At 36.9% G+C, this 9,572-nt stretch carries 16 protein-coding genes and 1 pseudogene; 6 read left to right on the top strand and 11 right to left on the bottom strand.

Going from position 1 to position 9,572, the window contains the following annotated elements; all coding sequences use genetic code 11:
• The first annotated feature begins 176 nt into the window (after nt 1–176).
• Nucleotides 177–1,223 (top strand): Fic family protein, encoded by a 1,047-nt coding sequence (locus tag ACFINZ_RS08480; RefSeq protein ID WP_375701322.1) that lies wholly within the window; start codon nt 177–179, stop codon nt 1,221–1,223.
• A 63-nt stretch (nt 1,224–1,286) separates the two neighbouring features.
• Here ACFINZ_RS08480 and ACFINZ_RS08475 read toward each other — a convergent pair whose 3' ends face one another.
• From ACFINZ_RS08475 to ACFINZ_RS08465, 3 genes are read right to left on the bottom strand one after another with little or no spacing between them, the layout of a single operon-like run.
• Nucleotides 1,287–1,565, bottom strand: coding sequence for a hypothetical protein (locus tag ACFINZ_RS08475; protein ID WP_375635103.1), 279 nt, complete (start codon nt 1,563–1,565; stop codon nt 1,287–1,289).
• The gene (locus ACFINZ_RS08470) at nt 1,562–2,323 is read right to left on the bottom strand and encodes a phage antirepressor KilAC domain-containing protein (RefSeq protein ID WP_375633229.1); all 762 of its coding nucleotides are present in this window, start codon (nt 2,321–2,323) and stop codon (nt 1,562–1,564) included. The genes ACFINZ_RS08475 and ACFINZ_RS08470 overlap by 4 nt, the downstream gene beginning before the upstream one ends.
• The gene (locus ACFINZ_RS08465) at nt 2,316–2,519 is read right to left on the bottom strand and encodes an Arc family DNA-binding protein (RefSeq protein ID WP_004859798.1); all 204 of its coding nucleotides are present in this window, start codon (nt 2,517–2,519) and stop codon (nt 2,316–2,318) included. Before ACFINZ_RS08465 ends, ACFINZ_RS08470 begins: the two co-directional genes overlap by 8 nt.
• Nucleotides 2,520–2,594: 75 nt before the next feature.
• Here ACFINZ_RS08465 and ACFINZ_RS08460 point away from each other — a divergent pair, with 75 nt between their 5' ends.
• Nucleotides 2,595–2,819 (top strand): Arc family DNA-binding protein, encoded by a 225-nt coding sequence (locus tag ACFINZ_RS08460; protein WP_375612370.1) that lies wholly within the window; start codon nt 2,595–2,597, stop codon nt 2,817–2,819.
• Between the two features lie 15 nt (nt 2,820–2,834).
• Here ACFINZ_RS08460 and ACFINZ_RS08455 read toward each other — a convergent pair.
• The 3 genes and pseudogenes from ACFINZ_RS08455 to ACFINZ_RS08445 form a co-directional block, all read right to left on the bottom strand.
• A pseudogene (locus ACFINZ_RS08455) lies at nt 2,835–3,287 on the bottom strand (Rha family transcriptional regulator); the annotation flags it as partial.
• 583 nt (nt 3,288–3,870) lie between these two features.
• Nucleotides 3,871–4,449, bottom strand: coding sequence for a hypothetical protein (locus tag ACFINZ_RS08450; RefSeq protein ID WP_375701321.1), 579 nt, complete (start codon nt 4,447–4,449; stop codon nt 3,871–3,873).
• Between the two features lie 3 nt (nt 4,450–4,452).
• Nucleotides 4,453–4,767 (bottom strand): hypothetical protein, encoded by a 315-nt coding sequence (locus ACFINZ_RS08445; protein WP_375655788.1) that lies wholly within the window; start codon nt 4,765–4,767, stop codon nt 4,453–4,455.
• 344 nt (nt 4,768–5,111) lie between these two features.
• Between ACFINZ_RS08445 and ACFINZ_RS08440 the strand changes: the two genes are divergently transcribed.
• Nucleotides 5,112–5,294, top strand: coding sequence for a type II toxin-antitoxin system HicA family toxin (locus ACFINZ_RS08440; protein WP_019220217.1), 183 nt, complete (start codon nt 5,112–5,114; stop codon nt 5,292–5,294).
• Between the two features lie 20 nt (nt 5,295–5,314).
• Nucleotides 5,315–5,737 (top strand): type II toxin-antitoxin system HicB family antitoxin, encoded by a 423-nt coding sequence (locus tag ACFINZ_RS08435; RefSeq protein WP_375637175.1) that lies wholly within the window; start codon nt 5,315–5,317, stop codon nt 5,735–5,737.
• A gap of 2 nt (nt 5,738–5,739) precedes the next feature.
• Here ACFINZ_RS08435 and ACFINZ_RS08430 read toward each other — a convergent pair whose 3' ends face one another.
• Both ACFINZ_RS08430 and ssb read right to left on the bottom strand, forming a co-directional pair.
• The gene (locus ACFINZ_RS08430; RefSeq protein ID WP_375637177.1) at nt 5,740–6,282 is read right to left on the bottom strand and encodes a hypothetical protein; all 543 of its coding nucleotides are present in this window, start codon (nt 6,280–6,282) and stop codon (nt 5,740–5,742) included.
• A gap of 11 nt (nt 6,283–6,293) precedes the next feature.
• Nucleotides 6,294–6,740 carry a single-stranded DNA-binding protein gene (ssb, locus tag ACFINZ_RS08425; protein ID WP_375633210.1) on the bottom strand — a complete coding sequence of 149 codons (447 nt, stop codon included), beginning with the start codon at nt 6,738–6,740 and terminating at the stop codon, nt 6,294–6,296.
• A 237-nt stretch (nt 6,741–6,977) separates the two neighbouring features.
• Between ssb and ACFINZ_RS08420 the strand changes: the two genes are divergently transcribed.
• Both ACFINZ_RS08420 and ACFINZ_RS08415 read left to right on the top strand, forming a co-directional pair.
• Complete coding sequence (locus ACFINZ_RS08420) at nt 6,978–7,169, top strand: hypothetical protein (RefSeq protein WP_038473479.1); 192 nt, start codon at nt 6,978–6,980, stop codon at nt 7,167–7,169.
• 69 nt (nt 7,170–7,238) lie between these two features.
• A complete protein-coding gene (locus ACFINZ_RS08415) occupies nt 7,239–7,667 on the top strand; it encodes a type II toxin-antitoxin system HicB family antitoxin (RefSeq protein ID WP_375633209.1) in 429 nt (142 codons plus the stop codon).
• Between the two features lie 48 nt (nt 7,668–7,715).
• Here the strand turns inward: ACFINZ_RS08415 and ACFINZ_RS08410 are convergent, their stop codons facing one another.
• From ACFINZ_RS08410 to ACFINZ_RS08400, 3 genes are all read right to left on the bottom strand, one after another.
• The gene (locus tag ACFINZ_RS08410) at nt 7,716–8,264 is read right to left on the bottom strand and encodes an antA/AntB antirepressor family protein (RefSeq protein ID WP_375701320.1); all 549 of its coding nucleotides are present in this window, start codon (nt 8,262–8,264) and stop codon (nt 7,716–7,718) included.
• Between the two features lie 237 nt (nt 8,265–8,501).
• Nucleotides 8,502–8,849, bottom strand: coding sequence for a hypothetical protein (locus ACFINZ_RS08405; protein ID WP_375701319.1), 348 nt, complete (start codon nt 8,847–8,849; stop codon nt 8,502–8,504).
• Nucleotides 8,850–9,031: 182 nt separating this feature from the next.
• Nucleotides 9,032–9,572, bottom strand: a 541-nt coding sequence (locus tag ACFINZ_RS08400; protein ID WP_375701318.1) for a hypothetical protein, incomplete at its 5' end; no start/stop codon positions are given.

Raw genomic sequence — 9,572 nt, 5'->3', positions numbered from 1 at the left:
CGAGAAACCACCGCATTATGTGAAACACCCATCTTCTTCGCAAACGCACGAACCGATAAACCCTTACGATGCTTCTTATTCATAGTTGCTCCTTGCTTTTTCTCTGCCATAAGAAGTAAGAGTTTACGGTGTTACGAATGATTGACAATCGGGTATAATCGGGTATATATTCCGGTATGAAAACAGATACACTCCAAATTACACAAGAATTGTTGGCTCTCATTGCTGAAATTGATGAGTTCAAAGGGGCATGGCGCGCACTTGGTACTCTTGCCCCTGAAAGATTGAACGCCCTTCGCCATATTGCTACTGTTGAAAGTATTGGATCTTCTACACGCATTGAAGGGAGTAAGTTAACAGACCGCGAAATCGAACAGCTTTTGGTAAACTTAGAAATTAAACGTTTCAAGAGTCGTGATGAACAAGAAGTTATCGGTTATGCCAAGGTTATGGAAACAATCTTTCAATCTTGGAGTGATATTTCTATTACTGAAAATCATATTAAACAACTTCATCGTGATCTTTTGTGTAATAGTGAGAAAGATCAACGACATCGAGGTGAATATAAGACTTTACGCAATGATGTAGTAGCATTTAATTCTCAAGGGAAAATGGTTGGCATTGTTTTTGAAACAGCTACACCATTTGATACACCATACCGAATGCAAGAGCTTATTACTTGGTTCAATAAAACCAATGAATTAAAGGATCTTCATCCTTTACTTACGATTGGTATTTTTAATGTAACATTTTTAGCTATTCATCCTTTTCAAGATGGAAATGGACGTTTAAGCCGTATCTTAACCACCCTTCTTTTGTTACAAAAAGGTTATGTTTATGTACCATATTCATCACTTGAAAGCATTATTGAGAATAATAAAGAAAGCTATTACTTAGCTCTGAATCAGACTCAAAAAACAATTTATACTAAAACACCCAATTGGGAGCCTTGGATACTCTTTTTTTTACGTGCTCTACAAAAACAAAAACGCCAATTAGAAATAAAAATAGAGATTGAAAAAAATGCTCTTTTTTCCTTATCTGAATTGGCTCTTAATATTCTTGATTATGTGCGTAATCACGGACGTGTTACAACCCGCGATATGGTGCGTGAGGTTGGTGCAAGCCCTAATACACTTAAAGTAACTTTTACATCATTAGTTGAAAAAGGTCTTTTGATACGTCATGGTGGTGGACGATCAACTTGGTATAGCGCACCTTAATTTTATTGCCTTCTTAACCACCTCCCCATTTTGAGAACGGGGAGGAGAGTTCTGTTTTTGAACTTAAGCAACCTTTTTAATGGGGCTCTCCAAATCAGGTTCATAAGCTTTCAACAAAGGCTCCATAATCGGAGGAGGTTTTAAAGACCCAAAATTTGTAATCATTGCTAAAATCCTGAGTGCATTTGGCGATTCATCTTGAAGTTTTAAAATCACAGCTTCTTCTATTGCATTCATGGTCTCAATGAGGGCATTAAAAGTCTTATCTTCAACATCATCACGATCAGAAAACTGATACAATGCCATCCACAAATCACATAAGAAGTCTATACTGGTATTCATTGCACACCTCCATGGATTTGTTCTCTCAAACAAGCTAATCCTTTTGGTGTAATTTTTGTTGAAGGGAGCACTTTTTCTGTACCATCAGGTCTTTGAATGGTAATAGCAGGACAATCCATAAATCCTTTCTTGATCTTGTCCTGATAAGGTAACAGTGGCGCTCCTGGAGCACGCCGATACACCCAATCATGTTTACGCAAGTAATCAGTTAAATCCTTTGGTCGTACCTCTAACATCTTTGCTGCTTCTATCAAACCGAACAGCCCATCAGAACGTTTTAAACCTTCCAAAGCCTCTGCTTTTGGAGCTAATTTAGCAATGATATTGTCTTTCCGCTCGTTTTCATCTTTTAAATGCGTTAAGACACCAAGCATTACTGCTGGACTGGAGTAGTCAATCGATTGAACATAGGATTGCTTTATCTCGCCCCTACGCCATGCAACAAATAATTTAATAAGCATATAACGGACTTGAGAAGATTTTTCTGTATTCGATAATGTCGCAATCAATAACGCCTGCTCTTCGTTAAGCCAATATTCTGTTACGTTATTGCCCTTTATTACGTGCGCCACAGTGGCGCACCTCCCAAACCGTTCTATTTCTTGCATATTTCTTGTAATTAATTTTCTAACGTCACGTGTACGAACAAACCCTAATTTTTCTGCTAAATCCACATCGCGAACACGAGGCTCGTTTTCGACTTCTCGTAATTTGATTAATTTGTCTTTATTGATAGGTAAGTATGTGCTATTATTCATTGTAATTGACCTCTTTCAGGTTAGTTAGATGTAAAGCGTTAGAGAGAGTTTTTGCGGACTTATGCTCTAGCGCTTTTTCTTTTTTGAGAATGTTAATTATTTCAGATGAAAGAGAGCGATCATTCTCAGTCGCCCGATTAAACAACCACTCCTTTAATGTATGTGGCATATTTATTTTATATTGGATCGTTTTCATTTTACCTCCATATGTACATATTTAGTACCATAAAGGTACCTTGTGTCAAGTGTATTTTAGGTATATTTTAGGTGCATGACAAAAAAAGATCGTGTGCAATTTAAATTTCTCATTCCAATTGAACTGAAAAATCAATTGGAAGAGCTTGCTGAGGCAAATCATCGTAGCCTTACGGGTGAAATTCTTGCTCGTTTAGAAGATTCTGTCCGCACTACCGTTACATTAAATCACCTACTGGCAATGAATTCAGAAGATCTCAAAAAGCTCCTTGAACAACTACTCGTGAATAAAAAACAATAAGATGCCACACATAGCCCCCTCAGAACGCTTTAAGCCTTCAAGCGCTTCTGCTTTTGGTGCTAATTCTGCAATAACATGATCTTTCTGCTCTATTTGACTTTGTAAGTGATTCAAAACACCAAGTAATGCCTCCGGTTTAGAGTAGTCAACTTGTGGTGTGGCTACCTGTTTTTCTAATTCTTGCCAGCGGTCAATGATTTTGGCTCGTAAAGCAGTGCTGTAACCAGAAACAAGAATTAAACATTCACGTTTGGGTAAATTATAACAAGGGCGTGTTTTTCCTTGTTCATCAATATAACTGCTTAAAAACTTAGCCGGCTCAAATTTGAGCTCGCTAAATATTTGTTTAATGTCTCGCATAACATTTTTATGCTTCTTACTACATACCCCCGCAATTTCACGACTCGACATAGTCTGAGTGGTAGCACTATTAGCAACACTTTCTGTAATTTTTATAAGAGTGTTCATTATGAACTCATAGATGTTAGAGGTTTTCATTGATACCTTTAAAAGGTATCGGGTGCTGAAAACACGGCATCTAGTCCGTCGTTACGCTTTCCCCATAAGGGTATTGTATAGCGTAACTACACCCGATGAGGTCATTATACACTTGTCGCATATAATGAGTCAAAGCCTTTGCAATGCACAGAAGATCGATTATTTCGGCAATCAATCCGCTAGATGTTTTAAGGTGTTTTCAGGCACCTGATTCGAAAATATATATAAACGCAACAATGTCAAGAATAAAAATAATTTTTATCTAAAAATAATCGCGTACTGTACAGTACACACACTGAAATCATTATTTATCAATGAGTTAAGTGTACAATGTACAGTCAATTTGAAAATTCTATCGCTAGCGATAGTTCGCGCTCGCCTGCCCCGCAACGAAGCCAACCCGCTGAGAAGTACCTTTTGCATTGATTTTATTGATTTTTTTTATGAAAAAACAAAGCATAAGTGATAATCTGTTTTTAAAGTTGCAATAAGAATATGTAATTCCTAAACTCATAAGGATATGGAATATATAGATAAAGCTTGAGAACATGATCTAGCCTTTCTTATTAGCAGCGTATTCTTGACGAGAAAGTTGTCTCTGTATGTTTTTGGTTAATCTTTCATTGGCATATTGTGCAATAGCACTTGCAATCTCTGGCTTGGACATCACTTTAGCAATTGATGGTCCTTCTTGTTTTGCAATGGGGAATTGATCTCCGTCATCTCTTTGAAACACATTCCCTCCCATTTTTAAATCAACACGCTTTGGAAAACTGCCTCCCTTGATAAAAGCATGGGGTAAGATTTCTTTCTTTCCAAACAGTGTGTAAGTTACGCCGCGTTTTGTTTCGTTTACTTTAAAAAATTTAAGAGGTATTGGTGTTCCAGAACCAATGATATCTGTCTCAAGAAACCTTGCTGTCGCCTTTTCTTTAATATAAACACCTCTTCTTATACGCTTTATTTGGGCTGATGAGATGTCTGCAACTTGCTTTTCAGTGAAGCGTTCAACTTGTTTTGCTGCAGTGTTTAGAGCATTACGCAGAGCCCAATTAAGGCGTGGTGCTTGAAGACTGGTGAAGGTATCCTTCACCTGTTGAAGATACCATTTTTGGTGGATGATTAACTTCAACTTCTAAGCCTTTTTTGGGGTAGGTGACTTGGAAGCTTTAGATGCTTTTGGCTGTTCGAGTGGAATTTCCTCTGTCACTGGTTCAGACGATGTTTGTACGGCTTCTTGTTTTATCTGCTTAATTTGTTCAATTGCCTTATCTGTTTTTGCTGTTGTCTTGACGTCAACAAAAAGTTTTGCAGCATTGGCGCGCTTGAGACGTGCGTAGACTTGATTGGAAACTTCAACAAATGGATTATTGGGTGTTGATGGTTCAAAGCGAACAGTGCTTTTATTGTCTCCAACAACACACATTGGCTTAGTGATGACAGCTTTCATCATTGCTCCTTTTGAGTCATAATTAATGACATCATTAGTCAAATATTGATTTTTATTCTGTGAAAAATTAATTAGCCAGAATTAACAAGAAAACAGGGCTTTCTAGCCACGCTTCAAGTTCACATTTTGCTGAATTTTTGGGGATATTTTTAAATTTTAGACACAATACAACTAGTGCAGTGGCGTCATTAAATACGATTTTTTACACTATGTCAACAAAAAAATCATGATCTTGTATTTTTTTATTTTTTTACCTAAATATGGTGTTTTAAAAGATGTTCTTTATTTTCCTTCAATACAACATTTATGTTGCATTGAAACATTTTAGATGTTATATTATTATAATGAATAGTCAAGAATTGAAAAGATATCTTACAAAGCATGGTTGCAGTTTTACTTCAGGGAAGGGAGGGCATTTGCTTGTAAAGCGTGGTTCTAAAAAGTCCGTTTTACCTATGCATGGTACGCGAAAAGAATTAGGAACAGGATTAGTCCAGAAGATTCTTAAAGATCTTGACCTAAAATAAGCCTGAATATGGAGGTGTAAATGAAATATGCAATCAAATTTATCAAAGATGACAATGATACTCTTCTAGTCGTCTCTAAAGACTTTCAGGAATTTATTACCTATGGTAACGATGAAAAAGAGGCTTTGGAACAGGCTAAAAATGCACTTTTAACAGTCATTATGGGGCGTTTTCAAGATCGTGAACCTATTCCCTTTGGACATCGTGATATTGCCTATCCTTTTGTTGAAGTATCTTCATTGGTGACTTTAAAAATTGCAATACATAACGCTATGATTGAAAAAAACTTACGCAAAGCTGATCTCGTACGTCTTTTAAAACTTCATCCAATACAAATTGACCGATTGTTGGATTTAAACCACGCAACCAAATTAGATGCCTTAGAATCTACTCTCATTGCTCTTGGAAAAGAGATCTCTATTAATATTCAAAATGCTGCTTGAATTTAGCGGTTTTGTGTAAAATGCTTATGAAGCGCATTAAGAACGACACACAGTGAATTAACAAGATATGGTAACGATTGCTCTTCTACAACAATGTATTGTAGTGCGGCATAAAGATTATGCTGTCTATAAAGGCATTGTGCTTCTTTTAGCACCTCTTTCATTGCTTCATAGTAATGAGTAGTTTTTTCAATCCATTGTTTTTTTGCCTCTTCATTTAAAGATGGAGTAAAGTCATCATAAATTGCATTTGGTAAGGCTTTTGCACAGAGGTAATTATTTCTCACTTCAAGATATTTTTGTGCAGCATCATACTGATCTTGATTAATCACACCTTGCAGATAAAGCCGTCCGATATAGGTAGCGGAAAGCGGATTTTTAGCATCTTCTATGGTCAAACCAAATCGCTTGGCACGCATTTCAATTGCCAATTTATCAATCGGTTCACGCGGTATTTTTGCTCGCGAGATACGACCATTGGGTTCTCTGAGACATCCATTAATACGAGGACGTCCACGTTTTGTACGTTTTTTTCTTTTAGCCATATTTTTTTCAATCAGAATGGCATGCTATCGTTAAGAGATGTGCCATGATCAGTAGCACCTGAAGCGATAGCATAATTTTGAGAAGTAATGGGTGAAGGGAATGCCGATTGCTCTTTTTTGGCATCAAGCAAATACAACTCGCCTTTGAATTGTGGTAAGACAATCTCTGTTGTGTAACGGTCATGACCATTTTTATCTTGCCATTTACGTGTTTGTAATTTGCCTTCTATGTAAACCTTTGAACCTTTACTGAGATACTGAAGAGAAATTTTTGCTAAATGTGGATTAAAAACCACAATGGAGTGCCATTCCGTTTTATCTATTTTTTGATTGGTCTTTTTATCAGTATAGCTTTCAGAAGTTGCTATACTAAAATTGACTATTTCAGCTCCAGAAGTCATGGTTTTGCTTTCGGGGTTAGCACCGAGGCGTCCTATTAATGTCACTTTGTTTAGCATGTTTTTTGTTACCTTAATTTGTATTTTAATATGTAAAAAATCTTAGCATAATTTTATTATTTTTTCAATTATTTCAGTTAATTAATCACAGTTTTTTAAAGCATTACTTTATAATCTTATTTGATAAACTCACTCAATAGCTGTGTTATAAAAAGGCGAGGCTTTTTTGCTTGATTTATTATTGACAATCGAACCTTTTTGTGCGATATTGGTTTTATCAAATTAAGGGGAGGCTAAATGAAACGAGAAGCGCTGCTTAGAGAGTTACGCAAAGAAGCCAGAAAAAGAGGTCTTCATTACAGTGAAGCTCCAGATGCAGGCAAAGGGTCACATTATTTGGTAACTTTTGGAGACAAAACAACTGTTATAAAATCGGGTGAATTAACGCCACTTTACGTGAAGATAATAAAAAAACAATTGGGAATATGAAACTCGTATTTCATACGTTTTTAATTTTTCGTTTCAAAAACATTTTGATCATAGTGAGGAGACCTAAACATGGAATATACGTATCAAGCAAAATTTGAAACTGATCCGGATGGTGGTTTTATTGTGACTTTTCCAGATGTACCTGAAGCAATAACAGCTGGAGAAAATAGAGTAGAGGCATTAGAGAATGCTGTTGAAGCTTTAGGGTTGGCATTACGGAGCTATTCTATGCGCGGTCTGCCTTTGCCTACACCACGGCAGTACAAAGACCTTGTAGAAGTTACGGTAGATGCGTGGAATGCTCTTAAGCTCGCAGTGGTAGAAGCCTTTAATGAAGCGAATATTACAAAAACAGAATTGGCACATCGTTTGGGTAAAAAAGAAACAGAAGCAAGACGCATTCTTGACCCCAATTATCCAACTAAGCTTCAAACTTTAGAGCAAGCACTGAGTGTTCTTGGCAAGCAAGTCGTTATTACAATAAAAAACGCGGCTTAACTATCTCCTCGCCTTTGAAGACGAGAAGATAAAATCATGTTTTTAAATCTAAGCAGCTTTTACAACAGATTTTTCTAAAACCTGTTTTGCTTCTTCAATGAGTGTTTTATACTGTTTGCTTTCTTCTACCAATGTAAAGGCTTTAACAAGATGCATGTGGAGAGGGCCATAAATGTAAACAGCTTTTTTAGTTGGAGACATTTTATCCCAATCTTTTGGAAAATCAAAGCGTGTATCACGGTCATTATCAACAGATTGGCTTTTTAACTTTTTTTCACACTCGATAAAGTAACGACGAGCTTGTCTGCCTTTCTCGTTGCGTTCAACCATGGAAAGCTCTTTTGCCATATCTAAAGTGAGATGGTATTCTATTACTGTAACAGCTCTAGATTTTGCGCTTCCCAATTTTGGGAACCGCAAATCTTGTGTTTTTATGAAGTCTTTACCTTCTTCAAATGTATATTGATTAATACGATCCGTAATCCAAGTAGCGAAACGTTTTCCTATTTCCATGAATGCGTGTAACTCACGAGCATTGACCGTTTGCACAATTTCTTTTTCAATAATTTTTTCTGATATTTTAATAAGAGTGTTCATAATATTGGTTCCTTTGTTTTAAAAGTTTAAGTATCCAGGGCTAAAACAACCGAACCAATTCAGTCCTTCACATCTTTAGGTTACCCTTGGACATACATGTGAAGACCCTGGACAAAATTTCTTATGATGGGCAACAGATCTTTCGGGATACTATTGAACCGATTGGTTACAGGTGTTTTAAGCCTGCTTCGTAACCTAATGGCTTTTAAAAATTTGTCAAGTTGTTCCTGATATGAGTTAGCATCTAATCATTGTTTTTTCAGAAGCTTCTGAAAATTTTTTGATTTCTCTGTTGATCTCGTCTATAAGAGGCTCGTAATTGAGAACGCTTTTCGGAATAGCACCACCGTAAACCCACGCTTTCACTTGCGCTTTGGTACTAAAATCCGCATTTTCTGGTGTGGTATAATACTGTCCGCCATCAAACTTTTCACACTCTCTTGTACCGTCTTCATATTCGTAGAGGTTGTAAAAATACTCCTCTGCTCCGTCCCCCCAAGGAACATAACCAACAGCTGTTGCAACAAACTCTTTTTGCATGGGTTGTTTATGATTTGTTAAGAACAGTTGTTTTAAAATTTCCATGTTTTTAGTCCATAATTTTACCAATTGGTCTATTTACCTTAAATTTGACCGTACAGGGCATTTTATATTACAGATGTGTTTTTCATCGTAAAATCTTTAAATCGCTTTGTACGGTACCTTTTTGTCGATTTAAATACATATCTAATCCCAAAATGATCAGCACTTTTCACTATTTTGCTGTTTTAGGCTGCTTTGGAACTGCTAATGTTATGTTGCTCTTCATTAGGCTTGCCTATTCTCATGCATGAAATGCGCTTGCCTCCTAAGGCTAGGTTACGCGTATTTTCAACTGCTATAAAAACCTTCTCAGCAACACCATAAAGCCCGCTTTCTAAATCACGACAATACTGCGCCAGATCAGCACATGAGGGGACAAAGGTTGTTGACATACCTTTTGCCTCACCACGGATAAGATTTTTAACAGCTTGCAACAAAGACCAGAGTGAGATGCCGTTAAGAGCAGCGATATAAGCCTTTGCACGCGCCTCTGGATTTGAAACTTTTTGCATTGTCAAACCACCTTCAAGCACATCAAGAGCCTCTGCTATATCTTCAACAGATGCTTTCACGGTAAGTAAGTTTTGAACAGTTTGATAAGCTTCTAAAGCTTGTTTCTCTAGGGTTGCTGTCAATTGAATGCCATTTCTCAAGGTCCATGGGAACTCCAGAGTTACACATTGCTCTATCTGTTGCACGGTATCTTGTAGAGGCGTCACTAAGCTG

This window comes from Bartonella sp. AA81SXKL (assembly GCF_042196945.1).
Taxonomy (GTDB): domain Bacteria; phylum Pseudomonadota; class Alphaproteobacteria; order Rhizobiales; family Rhizobiaceae; genus Bartonella.
This window is presented reverse-complemented; position numbering and strand designations above follow the sequence as displayed.